The sequence below is a fragment of the Pseudomonas lactucae genome, assembly GCF_016937615.1.
GTDB lineage: Bacteria > Pseudomonadota > Gammaproteobacteria > Pseudomonadales > Pseudomonadaceae > Aquipseudomonas > Aquipseudomonas lactucae.
In genome coordinates this window covers 13,414-29,432 of record NZ_JAFHKI010000028.1, presented here as the reverse complement: position 1 = coordinate 29,432, position 16,019 = coordinate 13,414, and the positions used below count along the sequence as shown (strand labels likewise).

Here is a 16,019-nt window from a genome sequence, read left to right as displayed (position 1 = left end):
GGGCTTGCTCCCGATTGCGAATATTCAGACTCAGATGCTGTGACTGACACTCCGCTATCGGGGGCAAGCCCCCTCCCACATTTTTGGTTTGTGTTCGGCTTGGGCTCGGTTAAATGCCGATATTGCCCAAGGTGGTCACTATATTGCGAAACGCTCCAGCCAGAGCAGGATGACTAGACTCAAACTCTATCGCCGCTTTGTTGAAGTCGTCGGCAATGCTGGGTGACTGGGCGGCCGGTTCCATTTGAAGTTGCAGTTTCAAATCGGCAACCAGTTTCTCCAGTGCCTGACGCTTTTCAAGGGGTAACTCTGGATGATCTTCCAGTTGCTTGCTCACAATATCGGCCTGCTGTTGTAACTTCTCGCGATCAGGCATGACGTTCTTCCTTTTATCGATAGGCACTGGCATAGACCGCGGCGCGCCGGGAAAGGTCTACGGGCTGACCTGTAGATTAATCCACCGGAACCGACTGTGCATGATCTCGATCAGGGCTTCTCGCCTTTGAGCCGGCGCAGGCTGATGTCGGCCAGGCAGGTGCCGAGCTCGCCAAGGTGATCGATCACCGAGTGGACCCCCAAGCCATATAGCGCGACGGTGGCCTTGCCGCGCTTGTGCTCGCGCTCCTTGTCGCTCAGGGCCTGCCATTGTTCGGGCGCGAGGCCGCACAGCGAACCGCAGGAGGCCAGGCCGATGGTCCACAGCCCGGCGTTCAGGCCTGATTGCAGCAAGCGTGGCTCACCGCTGACCAATACGCAGCCTTCCAGGCGTTCGATGTTCAGTTCCATCAAGGCTTGCCAGCACGCATGGGGCGCAGGCCAGCGGATGGAGGAGGGCGAGGCGGCCTTGAGCCAGTTGGGCAGGGAGGCGGCCAGAGGGATGGTGACCGAGAGGGGCAGCTCATCCAGCCAGGCGCAGGGCACACCTTGGTCCTTGAGGCTGCGCAGGCTTTTCAGCGCGCCTGGGGTGACGTGGGAGTCGGGAGATGCCGAGTCGGTGCGCGCCTGGGAACCAAAGTCCACCAGGCAACCACTCAGGCCAAACAGTACGGCGGTCAAGGCGGGGGCGTCGGCGACGGCGGTCTCTGCTTGAGGCATGTGAGCATCCCTGAAATAGCTCTGACGCTATCGGTGCAGAATGACAAGGAGATGACAGTCGCGTTAATTGTAGGAATTTTGTCCATTTTCCGTATGACTCTTCTTGGTTGCTGCCTAATTGGAGACTTCCGTCATATACTGACGGCCTTATTCAGGGCATAGCGCCCATGACAGATCATTCAAGGAGCATAAAGCTATGCGCTGGAGCCACTATTTCGCTCAGCTGTCGGTGTGTGCCACTGTCCTGTTGGCCCCGTTCGCCGCCCAGGCCGCATCGGAAGATGACCCATGGGAAAGCGTCAACCGTCCGATCTTCACGTTCAACGACACCGTTGATACCTACGCCCTCAAGCCATTGGCCCAAGGGTATGAGTGGATCACGCCGCAATTTGTCGAAGACGGTATCCACAACTTCTTCCGCAATATCGGCGATGTCGGCAACCTGGCCAACAACGTACTGCAACTCAAGCCGCATAACGCAGGCGTTGATACGGCGCGTTTGCTGGTCAACACCACCTTCGGCGTGCTGGGCTTCATTGATGTCGGCACCAAAATGGGGCTGCAACGCAGCGATGAAGACTTCGGTCAGACCCTGGGTTACTGGGGTGTGGGCAGCGGTCCCTACGTGATGCTGCCTTTGCTGGGCCCGAGCACACTGCGTGATGCACCGTCCAAATACGTCGACAGCTACACTCAACCGTATCGCTACATGAACGATATCGGCTGGCGCAACAGCACCATGGGCCTGAACATCGTCGACACCCGTGCCAGCTTGCTCGACAGTGAGAAGCTGATCACCGGCGACAAGTACACCTTCATCCGTAACGCCTACCTGCAGAACCGCGAATTCAAGGTCAAGGATGGCAAGGTCGTCGACGACTTTTAAGCTGTGATGTTTTGAAACGAAATAAGGCGGCCCTGGAGGTCGCCTTTTTTGTCTGCGGGTTTCAGCGCATTTTCAGGATCTTCAGGCCAAGCTGCTGCTCGTCCCCTGCTGTTTTAGCCCACACCACTTCCGTGTCCGCCTCCAGGCCCGCGAGCGCAGCGTGCTCCGACTCAATGCGCACGGTCAGCAGGTCGCCCACAGTGAACTGGCGAGGCGCCTGTACCTGCATGCCAGAACTGGAAAGGTCTAAGCAAACCCCCGCAATCTCTTGCCCAGCGTGAATCAGTGACACATCGGCATCCACTTTCATGCGGATGAAATCACGTTTTTCAGCATAGTCGCGCTCGTGCTGGCTCATCGGTTCCGTCCTTACTTTGTGTTGTGGTTATGCCTGTTCTTATAACTCCCGGTGATTTGCGGTGTAAAGACGCTCGGCGACCATCGGCATGAGCTTGAAACGCCTGTCGGATGGGAGTACCGTCTGCGCCTTAGAAGGGCACCTCTGCTTTACAGTTGTGCGTGGGCAAAACGCCTATGCTTTGTAGGACAGAGAGGCTAGAAAGCGAATCCAGTACGTGAGCCCGGTCATTGCCGAGCCACCTACGCCAACCTAATTCTGGCGCCGTTTGCCCACATGCAAAAAACCAGTGCCACGCTGCTGATAATCGATGACGACGAAGTAGTGCGCGCGAGCCTCGCGGCCTATTTGGAAGACAGCGGCTTCAGCGTATTGCAGGCCAGCAATGGTCAACAGGGTCTCCAGGTATTCGAGCGCGACCAGCCCGACCTCGTGATCTGCGACCTGCGTATGCCCCAGATGGGCGGCCTCGAGCTGATCCGCCAGGTGACCGAGCTTGCCCCGCAGACGCCAGTGATTGTCGTGTCCGGTGCCGGGGTCATGAACGATGCCGTCGAGGCCCTGCGCCTGGGCGCCGCCGACTACCTGATCAAGCCCCTCGAAGACCTCGCGGTACTGGAGCACTCGGTGCGCCGTGCCCTGGATCGTGCACGCCTGCTGGTCGAGAACCAGCGCTACCGCGAAAAGCTCGAAACGGCCAACCGCGAACTCGAAGCCAGCCTCAACTTGCTCCAGGAAGACCAGAACGCCGGTCGCCAGGTGCAGATGAACATGCTGCCGGTCAGCCCCTGGACCATTGACGAGTTCCAGTTCGCGCACCAGATCATCCCGTCGCTGTACCTGTCGGGAGATTTTGTCGACTACTTCCGTGTGGATGAGCGGCGCGTAGCGTTCTACCTGGCCGATGTCTCCGGGCATGGCGCGTCGTCCGCCTTTGTCACCGTGCTGTTGAAGTTCATGACCACACGGCTGCTGTTCGAATCCAAGCGCAATGGCACCTTGCCGGAATTCACCCCGTCGCAAGTGCTGGGCCACATCAACCGGGGCCTGATCAGCTGCAAGCTGGGCAAGCACGTGACGATGGTCGGCGGCGTGATCGATGAAGAAACCGGTCTTTTGACCTACAGTATTGGCGGTCACCTGCCGATGCCTGTTTTATACACTCCTGACAGTGTGCGTTACCTGGAAGGGCGTGGCCTGCCGGTCGGCTTGTTCAATGAAGCCACCTACGAAGACCACATCCTGGAACTGCCGCCGACGTTCAGCCTCACGCTGATGTCCGACGGCATTCTGGACCTTTTGCCGGAACCTACACTCAAAGAGAAAGAAGCCGCCTTGCCCCAACGGGTCAAGTCGGCGGGCGGCAGCCTGGATGGCCTGCGGCAGGTTTTTGGATTGGCCACGCTGGGGGAGATGCCGGATGATATCGCCCTACTGGTGTTGAGCAGGAATATTTGATGAGTACCGGAAGAATCCAGTTCGCCGAGCAAGACGGGACCTTTGTCCTGAAGTTTGTCGGTGAAGTGCGCCTGACCTTGTGTTCGGCGCTGGATGCGACGATTGAGCGGATTTTCACTGCGCTGAATTTCTCGGCGATCGTGATCGATCTGACCGAAACCCGCAGCATCGATAGCACCACCCTTGGTTTGCTGGCCAAGTTGTCCATTCTGTCGCGGCAGAAGGTCGGCCTGTTGCCCACCGTCGTCACCACCCACGAAGACATCACGCGTTTGCTGCAGTCCATGGGCTTCGACCAGGTATTCAACATCGTTGACCGCCCGATCCCGTGCCCGGAATGCCTGACCGACCTGCCGTCCCAGGACCAGTCCGAGGAAGTGGTACGGATCAAGGTGCTGGAAGCGCACAAGATCCTCATGGGCCTCAACGAGTCCAACCGCGAAGCCTTCCACGACCTCGTCAACGCCCTCGAGCGCCACTGAATCCCTCTCATAGTTGAAATCTGCTCGGCTTGAGACAGGCGAAGACACAAAAAAAGGGCGGCACCCTCACAGGTGCCGCCCTTTTTGCTGCTATCTGCCCTTACAGCTTGGCCGACAACAACGCCTCCAGCTTCTCCTGGTCCCGGGCAAACTGACGAATCCCCTCCGCCAGCTTCTCCGTCGCCATCGCATCCTCGTTGGACTCCCAACGGAACTGCGCTTCAGTCATATGCACCCGCGCTTCACCGGCATGCCCTGGTGACAGCTTGCGCTCCAGCTTGCCTTCATCGGCCGCCAGTTTCTCCAGCAGGTCCGGGCTGATGGTCAGGCGATCACAGCCGGCCAACTCTTCGATCTGGCTCAGGTTGCGGAAACTCGCACCCATTACCACGGTCTTGTAGCCGTTGGCCTTGTAGTAGTTGTAGATGCGCGTCACCGACTGCACGCCCGGATCATCGGAACCGGTGTAGTCGTTGCCGTTGGCCTTTTTGTACCAGTCATAGATACGGCCCACGAACGGCGAAATCAGGAACACGCCGGCTTCTGCGCAGGCCACGGCCTGAGCGAAGGAGAACAGCAATGTCAGATTGGTCTGGATGCCTTCTTTTTCCAGCTTCTCCGCCGCACGGATGCCTTCCCAGGTGGAAGCGATCTTGATCAGCACGCGGTCACGGCCAACACCGGCTTTTTCGTACAGGTCGATCAGACGGTGCGCACGCTTGAGAATCGCGCCCTCATCGAACGACAGACGGGCGTCCACCTCGGTGGAGATACGCCCCGGTACCACTTTGAGAATCTCTTGACCCACCGCCACCGCGAAACGGTCGCTTGCCAGGCCTACATCGCCGTTGCAGTCCTGTACACACTCGTCCAGCAGCTTGGCATAACCGGCGATCGAGGCAGCTTTGAGCAGCAGGGAAGGGTTGGTGGTCGCATCCTGCGGCTTGAGCTTGGCGAGCGTTGAAAAATCGCCGGTATCGGCTACGACAGTGGTGAATTGCTTGAGTTGTTCCAGCTTGGAAGTCATGGGCGTGCTCTGTCCTATGGGTCTGGTGACATTACCCGAGCGTCGACAGGCGCTCAAGGCGCAAATGCGTCAGGTCGTTTGCGCGGGCAATAACCTGAAAACGCCGTTTGAGTAACCGGCCGTACTGCTCAATAGGAGGGCAAAACTGACCGCAGGTTCAACCCAACTGCCCGATGACAACTGGATCTAATGTGGGAGGGGGCTTGCCCCCGATAGCAATGTATCAGTCGAGCCATAACCCACTGACCCGCAGCAAGCCAACCAGTCAACGCCCTTCCAACAAAGCCCCAGCCTGATCCAGCAATGCCAGCGGATCCGCCGCCTTATGAATATCCACCGACAACAACTGCCTGAACTTGCGCGCCCCTGGGAAACCGGTGCCCAGCCCCAGGACATGCCGAGTGATGTGATGCATCACGCCACCACTCGCCAGATGCTCAGCAATATAAGGCCGCAACTGCGCCAGTACCTGCGCCCGACCAACCACCGGCGCCTCACTCCCGAACAACCGCTGATCCACCTCCGCCAGCAGATACGGGTTGTGATAAGCCTCGCGCCCCAGCATCACCCCATCAAACGTCTGCAAATGCTCCTGGCATTGTTCCAGCGTCTTGATCCCACCGTTAAGCACAATCTCCAACTGCGGAAAATCCCGCTTCAACTGCGCCGCCACGTCATAGCGCAACGGCGGAATATCGCGATTCTCCTTGGGCGACAACCCCTCCAGAATCGCAATCCGCGCATGCACCGTGAAACTGGTGCAACCGGCGTCCTTCACCTGCCCGACGAAATCACACAGCTCGGCGTAACTGTCGCGACCGTTGATGCCGATACGATGCTTCACCGTCACGGGGATCGACACCGCATCGCGCATGGCCTTCACGCAATCGGCCACCAGGGCAGGGTGCGCCATCAGGATCGCGCCGATCATATTGTTTTGCACCCGATCGCTGGGGCAGCCGACGTTCAGGTTCACTTCGTCATAACCGGCGGCTTCGGCCATGCGCGCGCAGGCGGCCAGGTCGGCGGGGACACTGCCGCCCAATTGGAGGGCCAGAGGGTGCTCGGCTTCGTTGTGGCGCAGGAAGCGGTCATGGTCGCCGTGGAGGATCGCGCCGGTGGTGACCATCTCGGTGTAGAGCAAGGCGTGTTTGGAGAGCAGGCGCAGGAAGAACCGGCAGTGGCGGTCGGTCCAATCCATCATGGGCGCAACGCTAAAGCGCCGAGACAGCGCGGGGCTTGATTCTGTTGGGCTAAGGCTCTGTTTATCTAGCATTTTCTTCAACATGTTCTGGGCGGTATTTCGGGCGTTTTCAGGCGTTTTTGAGGGCTCGGTGGTACGATGTACCACTTCAAAACTGACGCGTACCACTTTCGATATGGCGACTATCAGGGCTAGAAAACTGGCGGATGGGACGGTGAGCTACACGGCTCAGATCCGCATCAAGCGCGACGGAGTGCAAGTCTACCAAGAGAGCCAGACCTTCGCCCGAAAACAGGCCGCACAGGCCTGGGCGCGCAAGCGTGAATCGGAGCTGGACGAGCCTGGCGCGATTGAGCGCGCAAGCCGCAAGGGCGTCACCGTCAAGGAAATGATCGACCAGTACCTGCTGGAGGTGGGGAAGGCCCGGCCGTTGGGCAAAACCAAGAAGGGCACCCTCACTGCCATCGGCGAAACGGACTTTGGCAAGTTAAGCGATACCGACATTAATACTCAGTGCCTGGTCGACTTCGCCCTCTGGAGAATGAGCCGAGAGGGTGGTGGAGTCCAGCCACAAACCGCCGGCAACGACTTAGCGCATCTCGGCGCTGTTCTGGCGATCGCCAAAGACGCCTGGGGTTACCAGGTCGATCCGCTGGCAATGGGAGGCGCCCGTCGAGTGCTGCGCAAGCTGGGCTACAACCTGAAAAGCCGGGAACGTGATCGCCGGCCGACGTTGGACGAGCTGGGAAGGGTGCTGAAGCACTACCAAGACATGCAGGCGAGGCGCCCGACGGTCACCAATATGCTGAAGGTCGCGGGCTTCGCTCTGTTCTCAACGCGCCGACTGGATGAAATAACCCGTATTCGCTGGGCGGATATCGACGAGGCTGGTCACCGGGTGCTGGTGCGTGACATGAAAAACCCAGGGCAGAAGATCGGCAACGATGTTTGGTGTTACCTACCGGACGAGGCATGGCACATCCTCCAGACAATGCCCAAGGCCGGCGAAGACATATTCCCCTACAGCCCTGAGTCAATTTCCACATCGTGGGCGAAAGCGTGCAAGTTCCTGGAGATCACAGATCTTCATTTTCACGACCTACGCCATGAAGGTATCAGCCGCCTGTTTGAAATGGACTGGGACATCCCGCGTGTTGCGAGCGTTTCCGGCCACCGGGATTGGAACTCGATGCGGCGATACACCCACCTGCGCGGCAAGGGTGACCGATATGTGGGCTGGGAATGGCATGAAAAGATATTGAGGGCGCCCGTCCAACTGGGCGCCGCATCAATGAAGTGGCTCAAAAGGCGTGTTTTAACCCGTTGAGCTGATTGTGCTCTTTAACTGCGGCCGCGCGCTGCAGGTCCAGGTACGCGGCCAGGTCGGTAAGGTGGATCCCCTTGGCCGACTTTTGGCTCGGCTCCAGGCGGGTGATGGGCAACTTGATTTGACCGCTCATCACTTTGCGCTGGAACATCTCCGGCGTCAGATGCGTGAAGTAGTCCCGGCACACCAGCTCCAGCGAGATAATCGCTTGGCCATCGTATTGAGCCATGAGAATGAAGGCTGTGTTCATGCGACCTCCCAGTTTGGTCGAGCCAATGCTTGCTGTAGTTCGCGATTTTTAGCCACGGCACAGCCCTACCCATCCAGTGACCATCCACCACAGATCCTGCGACGCCATAAAGCCGATGCCGGCGAGAAAACCGATGGAGATTGCTTTGGTTATCACAGAGCGCATAGCGGTTCTCCTATTCACAACCGAAACGATGGATGAATGAACGCAGGCTGAGCCTTGTGTTCTGCCGGTTTCGCTACGTCGCCCTGGACCTCGCAAACGAACCGATGCCGCTCTCGGTTGGGCGCAGTCAGAGATTCGGTCAGGCCTGGGACGACGATGGTGCACTGCTCGTAGGCGTCAGCTCCTTTCCAGCTGTCAGCCCTTACCACCTGGCAATTCGTCCGAGTTGCATCCGCGCACAGGTAAAGCAGAAGAAATACGGTCATACGCCAACCTCCTGCTGAGCCACGCTCAACGCAATAGCCACCGGCTGCACCCAAATCGACACGTTGCTAAGCATGAACGTCTCTCCAGCCTCGGAAAGCAGCAGCGTCATGCCGAACACATCCGCCATCGCCCTTGCCGCTGCGCGCGGTACCGCGTTGCCGATCCGCTCTCTGTGGTAGCCATCGTTGATGCCGTCAAGTTGGAACACCGGTACCTGCTCGATCTTGCGCACACGCTGCATCACCTGAATTTCATGCGCGGTCTGTGGATCCGTGGACCAGTGGTCTTCTGGATCAAACAGCGATTGCAGCGCGGCCAGCTGCCTGGCACGCTTGCTCGGGTGCGTAGGTGACGTGCATAGTTCTGATTCGTGTGATTTCGCGTGATGGTTTGGCGACATTATCCCTGTAAATTGGGATTGTCAATGCTTAAGGTATAATTTTTATGACCATGGGCGAGCGCCTGAAAGAAGAACGCCAGCGAATTGGTGTGAACCAGACTGTATTGGCAGAAAAGTGTGGAGTGACGAAAAATACCCAACTCGCTTACGAGAAGGGCGAGAGAAGCCCTGACACGGCGTATTTGGCCAATGCCGCGCTATTAGGACTGGATATCCTGTATGTGGTGACTGGCGATGCGACACCGCAGGTCGTCGAGGGGTATACAGCTGTCGAGGATAAATTGGTCAATCGCTACAGAGCTTTGCCCCAAGCAGACCAGGAGGCAATTCATAGGATTGTCGACGCCATGTGGGAGTTATCTTCAAAAGGTAGAGAATAGTCCTACGAGTGCAATCTAATCCGCCCCGCTTCAATTCCGATTTCTCTACCTAACGCTTATCCGACTATGCAATCAACGGAGTGATGATCATGTCGGATCAAAGCGGATCCAGTAATAACCCCAGTGACAAGAAAGCTATCAACACTTATCGGCTAAAGGATGACGAGAGGAAGCTTCTTACGTGGTACAGGGAAATGTCCGAGCGTGACCGGCGGTACATTCGTCGGGTGGCTGAGGTGCTTGCTGCTTCCTCAGGTTGATCACTTCTACAGTGGTCTTCAGCCCAAGCGCCAGCTTGGGCTCTATGGATGGTAGGTGCTTTAAGGACATTAAAAAGGAGTTGAAAAATGGCGCTGCAGCCCTGCAAATCTTGTAAGCAACAAGTCGATAATTCAGCCAAATCATGCCCTCATTGCGGTGTGGCTAATCCCGGCGTTACTGCTGGGCAAACTATTGGCGGACTGGTAGTTCTGGTGATTATTGTTGTAGTGGTGGTGTCGATGTGCTCTAGCAGTAATGATGAAAAGTCCGCAGAGAAAAACGTGCAGGTCGATGATGCTACCTGTAGCCAGGAGCTTGGATGTTGGGGGAATAAGCACAGTATCCCTGCGGGCGTATATTGCCAAGAACCGGTCGAGCGACTTGCGAATTATACCAGCCGCTGGGTCGATGGAACTCTGGAGTCAAAGTTCAGCCGTTTTCGGTGGCTGAATAAGGATGAAGGTACGCTTACCTATATCGGCGACAAGATTGAATTTCAGAACGGATTTGGCGCGTACCAAAAGCATATCTATGAATGCGATTATAGCCCTGAGCTTGAAGCAGTGATTGAGGTTCGTGCCAGGCCTGGGCAGCTGTGAGCTTCGTGTTAATGGCTCAAGAAAACGATTTTTTTGCCGATTAAGCATAGGAGGGAGGCTCTCATCTAAATCGAACTGCTCTGCGCTCCGTCGGGAGTATTCGGAGTTGATGAGGCCTTCAGGTGTTTTTCTGACATGTTAAGGATGATTTTTTGGACGTTAAAAGAGAAATTAGTGCGGCAAAAAAACTGAGACTTTCAGGCTTGGTCATTGCGGTGGTGGGGTTTGTATTTATTTTGGTCTCGACGCTGCTTGGGATTTACGGATATGCAGACTTTCATGGTATCGACGGCCTAAAGAGAATTGTGGGTAGTATATATTCAAATACTCAGTTCCCGGTGCTAAGTACTGTGTGGGGAGTCGCCGCTTCTCCTGATCTGAATGCGTTTTTCCAACTCAAAAACCTACCGTTCTTCGGTGAGGTTGTTATTTTCCTGGTCGGCGTAGGAATGATAGGTACGGCCAGCAAAACCCTAAGAGATATTGCTGAGGCTGACCATGCCGCGACGCAAGAGCGTCGGAAGGAGCAGATTAAAAAGGAGCAAGAAAAGCGAATCGAAGAACAGCGTGAAAAAGAAAAACAAAAAGATAAAGATCTTTCTTGAAGGCGCCCCGACATAGGCCCGGTCAATCCGGGCCTATTCTCTATCTGCCAACATACGTTTCCATTCTCGGTCCATGGCCCGCTTAGCCGTATGCTGGTCCGCATATAGCCATTTAAGCCGTTTCGGCTTTGCCTGATCCCCTACAGCCATCATCTTTTCCTTCCCCGTTTTCTGATCTCGGTAATACGCGACGATCCCGGTGTAAACCCCCTGATTCTCCTCCACCAGATCCTCAACCCCATCCTCTGACAACTTGCTCTCCAGCTCCAGGCTCACCGTGTACCCACCCTCTGGACTCAGGCTGTGTTGCACATTGCCGCCATACCAAATGATCTCGTCGATTTCCGCCTTCACGCCCTGCAGCGTGTAAGTCAGCTCCGGGATCAGGTCTGGCTTGCCCATTGCCAGGATGTAGCTGAGCGTTGCGCTACCGCGTTGCATCCGCCGGAACTCTGCCCTGGCGGCGCGTAACGCCGATTGTTGATCGCTATAGGTGTGGCGCAGGTCTTTGAGGTTGTCACCGCCACCGGCAATCGCCTCCTGTTTCTTGGCGCTATTCACGTCGTAGAAGTACGCCCGCACACCGTCATAGCTATCGCGGTCGGCCTGCAGGTAGCGGTGTTGGTCGCCGTCGGCGCGGGTGAGGGTGATGTGCGGTAGGTCAAGGCCGCTGGCGGTCCTGCCACCGCCCGCAGGCAGGCACAACAAGCAGCCGGCTTTGACGCTGGCCACCGCGTCGAATTCTTCGCCCAGGCGGGTGATCAGGTTGGCGTCGGACTCGTTGGCTTGGTCGAGTTGCAGGATGGGTAACCCGCCGAGGGCTTCGGCGACGGTAGCGGTTAGGCCGTTACCCGTGGCGATATCGGCCAAGACCGCGCCAAGAGTGGTCTTGCTCCAGCTGCGCTCACGTTTGGTTTTCAGGCCCTTGCGCAAGTCGGCCGATCGAGCATGGATACTGAGTACGTCCGGCGCGCCGCTGTGTTCGGTTTCGTCGACGGTGTAGGTGCCTTTGTCTACCAGGCCGGTATCGCTCCAGCCCAGCCACATCCGCAGCACAGCACCCTTGGGTGGAATTGACAGTAGGCCGTCGTGGTCGCTGAGAGTGATGCTGAGTTGGTCAGCCTCGACGCCGCGGTTGTCGGTCAGCTCAAGGCTCATCAGGCGTGGGCTGATCAGTTGGGCGATATCTCGGCGTCGACGGTGAGCCGAAAGGTCGGTACCGGATAGGCTGCGTCACGGACGTAGCGCTCGGTCGTGTTGCGCACGTAGCCGGTAACTTCGGAGATGCTGGATTCGATCACAGCAGACCTCGCAGGATGTTAACGCCGATGTTGGTACCGGCGCCGAGTAAGTCGATGCGGTCATCGTCGATACGCTTGAGGCTCAGAGTGAATTCAATGCGCCTTGCAGTACCGTCAGGGAAAAAGATGGTCTTGTTCTCGCTCAAACTGTCGATTACCCACAAACCGTAAATCCTCCCTGTGCCCTCGACCATAGGCCAGGCCTTGCCGGTGTTTGCCATCAGGCGCAAGGCGTCGAGGCTGAGGGCAGTGCCGGCCAGTTCGGGGAGGATGATGCCGGGAAGGGTGATGCTGTCTTCGCCGCGTCCCACGAACTGTCGTGCAGGGGCGGCGCCGACGCGGTTGTTGCTGGCATGACGCCAATCGGTTTGGCGCTGCAGTTCCTGGTAGGCGGCGGTTCTGAGGCTGAACACGAACATGCCGAGGGCCATCATCATGGTGATTATTCCAGGTCAGAAAGTTTGCTGCGCTGGCGCGCCTTTTTTTCGTTTTCGATGCGGGCAAGCATGGCGCGGATGCTTTTTTCCAGGCTTTGCAGGTCGGTGCCAGGCCCCGCGGTGATGGTGAATTGGTAGGTGTCGTGGCTGTCGTAAACGGCTGCAGTGGGAGCGCTGCTGATCGGGGGTGTGTTATCCACGGCAATCGCAGGCATGGCTGCGGCGCCCAACGCCAGGGTGCCGGCGGCTGTCAGCTGTTTACTCATGCTGGTCAGGGCGGCCAGCGGGCCTTTCTGGCCGCCTTCCAGTCCTTGCGTGAGGCCAGCCATGGTGAACCCGCCCAGCTCGGCGAATACCCGGGATGGGCTGTGTATACCCAGCTTTTCCTTGAACCAACCGATGGTCGAGTCGCTGATACGACCCATGGTGTCCTTGAGCAGACCCAAACCGTTGCTTAATCCATTGATCAAGCCGTCGATGATCATGCCCCCGAACTCGGTGAAGCGACTTGGCAAGTCCACACCCAGGTAACTCATGACCCCGGCAAAGGCCTGGTAGACCAGGCCGAGAGGGCTGAAGTTGGTGAGTACAGCGAGGATGCCTTTGACGCCACCGCTGAACCCGGCCTTGATTTCGTCCCAGGCGCTGCTGAAGTAGGTTTTCACCGCGTCCCAGTTTTTGTAGATCAGGTAGGCGGCACCGGCAATGGCAGTAATGGCCAGGCCAATGGGATTGAGTAGCAAGGCACGGCCCAATAGAAAAAAAGCCTTGGCGACAAAGGGCAGGACGGTTTTGCCGAGGTTCCACAGCAGGCTGATCAAGCCCGGCAGGCGAACACCCAACTGAGCAAACATAAACCGCAGGGCCAAAAACGGTAATAGGACACTGGCGACTGTCACCATCAGGCTGCCCACCGCCACCATCAGCGCTGCAATGATTGCCGCAGTTTTGACCAGACCTGCACTCAGCACGGGGTTTTCCTTCGCCCAGGCTTTGATTCCTCTAACGACGCTGATGACCGACTGAACCAGCTCCCGTAGCGGCCCGTTCTGTTGCTTCCCCAACTCGATTCCGAAATCGGCCCAGGCACTACTGAGGGCCGTCAGGTCACCCTTGAGGTTATCGGACATAACGTCGGCAGTTTTCTTGGCTTCGCCCTGGGTTTCTCGCAGCGTGGCAATCAGTTTTTGCAGCTCCCCGATCCCTGCCTGGTCCACCAGTTGCGCCATGCCCTTGACCGCTTCTTCGCCGGCCAGCGCCTTGAACAACCCCCCTTTTTTGGCCGTGCCCATGGCTTGGGTTTTATCGTAGATATCTTTGAGCAAATCGGGCATCGGCGAAGGTTGCCCTGGGCATCTGCGGTTTGGATCTGCAGTTCTTCCAGGGCTTTACGTGCGGCCTTCGGTGGCGCGGCCAGTCGGTTCATGATGGTGCTGAGTGCAGTGCCCCCCATGCTGCCCTGAAGGCCCGCGTCCCCCAGCTTTCCTGCCATTGCGGCGGCAACCTCCAGCTCGACCCCGTAGGTTTTCGCCATGGGCGCTGCATATTTCATGGTGTCGCCAAGCATCTGCAGGTTGGTATTGGAGCGGGTGAGCGCGCAGGCTTTCTGGTTTGTTCATGGGGTGGCCTGCTGGTGTTGGTAAACCATGTCCACCTGGGCGGCGCAGTCAGCCCAGGCGGCTTCGACGCGGTCTTGGTCGGTGAGCTGGTCACCGTTATTTCGTGGGTGGGTTGCCGGCAGCTGGCACGGCACCACGGCCGGACAGCCAGTCACGATAAGCGGCGGCGCCGGTGATGGCGGGGCGCTCGCGCAGCCGGCGAGCAGCGTCAGGCAAAGGCTGAACAGCCCATTCGCGTAGTTCGGCGTTTTCACGTTTCAGTTCCTCTATGGTGCGTTCTCGTTTTGCCAAACCCTGGCGCAGCAAACCCTGTTGGGTGCGCAGGTCGCTCTGTGCATCACGTTCCTGTTTCAGGGTGGCGGCAAGGGTGTCGGCGGTCGCCTGGTTGCGGTCGGCATCGTCGCGGGCCGTCTTTGCTGCGTCTTGTGCCCGTTCGGTTTTGCCTTGAGCGACGTCGATGCGTGTTTCCTGGGTCCAGATCAGCAGCGCCAGTGCGCCGAGCAGGGCAATGCCGTACAGGGCCTGGCGCAACGGATTCATGCGCGGTACCAGCCAAGTGTGTTCATGGCGGTGGTGTCGAGCTGTGTGATGGGGCCGCGCACGATCACGGCTCTCGCACCGTTCATCAACTGGATGCATTCTGCCAAGCGCAGCATGTCGTCCTGTTCGGTCGATTCGGGCACCACCAGCAGGTCACCGTCCTGCACGCGTAATTTCTGCACCGCTTTGAAGTCGATCATGCCGCCACTCCTTGCCCGCAATCGCACTCAGCGTGCCGTTCGTAGGCGCGCTGCAGCTTGATGTCGTAGAGGTTTCGCTGGTAATCCGGCCCGTTGTAGAGCTTGGCGAACTCGGCCCATTTGCGGGCTTTCAGGGCCTTGTGCAGTACCGGGTCGGTTTCGATGAAGCGGGTGAAGGCGTCGAACTGCTGTGATTCGTCGGCAGCCATCGCCGTTGTAAAGGCTTGCACGCTTGCGTAGCCGAGGCGTTTCCAGTGAAAGCCCATGATCTGGAAGGCGCCCCAGGAGGCTGACTCCAAGGCGGCGGTGTCGTCGATCAGTCGGGCCATTGCCAGGCGCTGGTGTTCGGCGGTACCGCGACGTATCCGCCTGGCTTGGGGTTGACCAGGGCGGGGTTGGCGGCGGCGAGCTGGTCGGCGTGGCGCCTGAGTTCGGCCGGGTCATCGCTTGCGTTGTTTGGCGTAGCGAGCTGGCGGTACATGATGTGACGTTCGAGCAGAATCACTGGCTTGCCATTGTCGAGGAAGCCGTTGCCCTTTGATTCCACTTCATTGACCGCGTAGAGGCTCGCCAGCGGCACGTCGAGGCGTTCGGCAGCGGCTTTCAGATCGCTGTTGCGCAACAACTGAGCGCAGTCGCCACCCGCCAGGCTCGTTTGGGTTTTGATGCCGGCGATGCCATCGGCAACCAGGCCGACGTTCACCTGATAAGCGCGGACGGCGGCTTCGGTGATGTCGCCGTAGTCACCGTCCGCCACCAGTTTGGCACCGGCTTTGTTGAGGTTTTTTTGCAGCATAAGCACCGCTTGGGAGCGGTCGCCGTGGCGAAGGGTATTCATAGCTGTTCTACCTTTCGATTGAAAAACCTCTTGGCCGCCGCGCGTGTGCCTTCGACGCCAAGCAGTCCGATAATCCCGCCGAAGAAAGGTGCTGTGGATATCGGGATGCCGAGCAGCGCCAGGCCATGGCTTGCGGCCAAAGCGAGCATGCCGCACAGTGGGGCCTCGATCAGCATGCGGCGCAGGGTGCCGCCGCCGTACATGATGCGCAGGGCAGCGATGATCAGGGCGAGGACTCCGGCGTATAGAGTCGGCCAGTGCTGTTCGAGCCAGGCGGCGAGCCAGGCCCAGGTGTCGGGACGTTCAGGCATGCGCTTCAT

General features: G+C 58.1%; 17 protein-coding genes and 5 pseudogenes. 7 read left to right on the top strand and 15 right to left on the bottom strand.

Annotated elements, in window-relative coordinates; all coding sequences use genetic code 11:
• Nucleotides 1–109 precede the first annotated feature (109 nt).
• Nucleotides 110–376, bottom strand: a complete 267-nt coding sequence (locus JWR98_RS06280) for a DUF4404 family protein (RefSeq protein WP_078732050.1) — start codon at nt 374–376, stop codon at nt 110–112.
• Nucleotides 377–486: 110 nt separating this feature from the next.
• Nucleotides 487–1,095: an HAD superfamily inactivated hydrolase PcrP gene (gene pcrP / locus JWR98_RS06275; RefSeq protein ID WP_078732051.1), complete on the bottom strand. Its 609-nt coding sequence runs from the start codon at nt 1,093–1,095 to the stop codon at nt 487–489.
• Between the two features lie 196 nt (nt 1,096–1,291).
• Between pcrP and JWR98_RS06270 the strand changes: the two genes are divergently transcribed.
• Entirely contained in the window at nt 1,292–1,981 is a 690-nt protein-coding gene (locus JWR98_RS06270) for an MlaA family lipoprotein (RefSeq protein WP_003172597.1), read from the top strand.
• A 61-nt stretch (nt 1,982–2,042) separates the two neighbouring features.
• On the opposite strand, the gene JWR98_RS06265 is transcribed toward JWR98_RS06270, so the two are convergent.
• The gene (locus JWR98_RS06265; protein ID WP_078732053.1) at nt 2,043–2,339 is read right to left on the bottom strand and encodes a PilZ domain-containing protein; all 297 of its coding nucleotides are present in this window, start codon (nt 2,337–2,339) and stop codon (nt 2,043–2,045) included.
• A gap of 276 nt (nt 2,340–2,615) precedes the next feature.
• Here JWR98_RS06265 and rssB point away from each other — a divergent pair, with 276 nt between their 5' ends.
• Entirely contained in the window at nt 2,616–3,797 is a 1,182-nt protein-coding gene (gene rssB / locus JWR98_RS06260) for a two-component system response regulator RssB (RefSeq protein ID WP_205489549.1), read from the top strand.
• Nucleotides 3,797–4,279, top strand: coding sequence for an anti-sigma factor antagonist RssC (rssC, locus tag JWR98_RS06255; RefSeq protein ID WP_010566476.1), 483 nt, complete (start codon nt 3,797–3,799; stop codon nt 4,277–4,279). The genes rssB and rssC overlap by 1 nt, the downstream gene beginning before the upstream one ends.
• 100 nt (nt 4,280–4,379) lie before the next feature.
• Here the strand turns inward: rssC and tal are convergent, their stop codons facing one another.
• The gene (gene tal, locus JWR98_RS06250; RefSeq protein WP_078732054.1) at nt 4,380–5,306 is read right to left on the bottom strand and encodes a transaldolase; all 927 of its coding nucleotides are present in this window, start codon (nt 5,304–5,306) and stop codon (nt 4,380–4,382) included.
• A 265-nt stretch (nt 5,307–5,571) separates the two neighbouring features.
• The gene (dusA, locus tag JWR98_RS06245; protein WP_205489548.1) at nt 5,572–6,582 is read right to left on the bottom strand and encodes a tRNA dihydrouridine(20/20a) synthase DusA; all 1,011 of its coding nucleotides are present in this window, start codon (nt 6,580–6,582) and stop codon (nt 5,572–5,574) included.
• A 103-nt stretch (nt 6,583–6,685) separates the two neighbouring features.
• Between dusA and JWR98_RS06240 the strand changes: the two genes are divergently transcribed.
• Nucleotides 6,686–7,837 carry a site-specific integrase gene (locus JWR98_RS06240; protein ID WP_205489550.1) on the top strand — a complete coding sequence of 384 codons (1,152 nt, stop codon included), beginning with the start codon at nt 6,686–6,688 and terminating at the stop codon, nt 7,835–7,837.
• Here JWR98_RS06240 and JWR98_RS06235 read toward each other — a convergent pair.
• Both JWR98_RS06235 and JWR98_RS30075 read right to left on the bottom strand, forming a co-directional pair.
• Nucleotides 7,812–8,087, bottom strand: a complete 276-nt coding sequence (locus JWR98_RS06235; RefSeq protein ID WP_205489547.1) for a pyocin activator PrtN family protein — start codon at nt 8,085–8,087, stop codon at nt 7,812–7,814. The genes JWR98_RS06240 and JWR98_RS06235 overlap by 26 nt on opposite strands.
• Nucleotides 8,088–8,514: 427 nt before the next feature.
• Nucleotides 8,515–8,841, bottom strand: a pseudogene (locus tag JWR98_RS30075) (DNA cytosine methyltransferase); the annotation flags it as partial.
• A gap of 122 nt (nt 8,842–8,963) precedes the next feature.
• Between JWR98_RS30075 and JWR98_RS06225 the strand changes: the two are divergent.
• From JWR98_RS06225 to JWR98_RS06215, 3 genes are all read left to right on the top strand, one after another.
• Nucleotides 8,964–9,299, top strand: coding sequence for a helix-turn-helix domain-containing protein (locus JWR98_RS06225; RefSeq protein WP_205489546.1), 336 nt, complete (start codon nt 8,964–8,966; stop codon nt 9,297–9,299).
• A gap of 347 nt (nt 9,300–9,646) precedes the next feature.
• A complete protein-coding gene (locus JWR98_RS06220) occupies nt 9,647–10,159 on the top strand; it encodes a hypothetical protein (protein WP_205489545.1) in 513 nt (170 codons plus the stop codon).
• Between the two features lie 152 nt (nt 10,160–10,311).
• Entirely contained in the window at nt 10,312–10,764 is a 453-nt protein-coding gene (locus JWR98_RS06215) for a hypothetical protein (protein WP_205489544.1), read from the top strand.
• A gap of 33 nt (nt 10,765–10,797) precedes the next feature.
• Here JWR98_RS06215 and JWR98_RS06210 read toward each other — a convergent pair.
• From JWR98_RS06210 to JWR98_RS06180, 8 genes and pseudogenes are all read right to left on the bottom strand, one after another.
• A pseudogene (locus tag JWR98_RS06210) lies at nt 10,798–12,065 on the bottom strand (phage late control D family protein).
• Complete coding sequence (locus JWR98_RS06205) at nt 12,062–12,502, bottom strand: phage tail protein (RefSeq protein ID WP_205489543.1); 441 nt, start codon at nt 12,500–12,502, stop codon at nt 12,062–12,064. Before JWR98_RS06205 ends, JWR98_RS06210 begins: the two are co-directional and overlap by 4 nt.
• A 5-nt stretch (nt 12,503–12,507) precedes the next feature.
• Nucleotides 12,508–14,054, bottom strand: a pseudogene (locus JWR98_RS06200) (phage tail tape measure protein).
• Between the two features lie 63 nt (nt 14,055–14,117).
• A pseudogene (lysC, locus tag JWR98_RS29335) lies at nt 14,118–14,303 on the bottom strand (Rz1-like lysis system protein LysC); the annotation flags it as partial.
• Nucleotides 14,218–14,661: an Rz-like lysis system protein LysB gene (gene lysB / locus JWR98_RS06195; RefSeq protein ID WP_205489541.1), complete on the bottom strand. Its 444-nt coding sequence runs from the start codon at nt 14,659–14,661 to the stop codon at nt 14,218–14,220. The pseudogene lysC and the gene lysB, both read right to left, overlap by 86 nt.
• Nucleotides 14,658–14,861 carry a hypothetical protein gene (locus tag JWR98_RS06190; RefSeq protein ID WP_205489540.1) on the bottom strand — a complete coding sequence of 68 codons (204 nt, stop codon included), beginning with the start codon at nt 14,859–14,861 and terminating at the stop codon, nt 14,658–14,660. The genes lysB and JWR98_RS06190 overlap by 4 nt, the downstream gene beginning before the upstream one ends.
• Nucleotides 14,858–15,699: pseudogene (locus JWR98_RS06185) on the bottom strand (N-acetylmuramidase domain-containing protein). Before JWR98_RS06185 ends, JWR98_RS06190 begins: the two are co-directional and overlap by 4 nt.
• Nucleotides 15,696–16,019: a phage holin, lambda family gene (locus tag JWR98_RS06180; protein ID WP_205489539.1), complete on the bottom strand. Its 324-nt coding sequence runs from the start codon at nt 16,017–16,019 to the stop codon at nt 15,696–15,698. The pseudogene JWR98_RS06185 and the gene JWR98_RS06180 overlap by 4 nt, the downstream one beginning before the upstream one ends.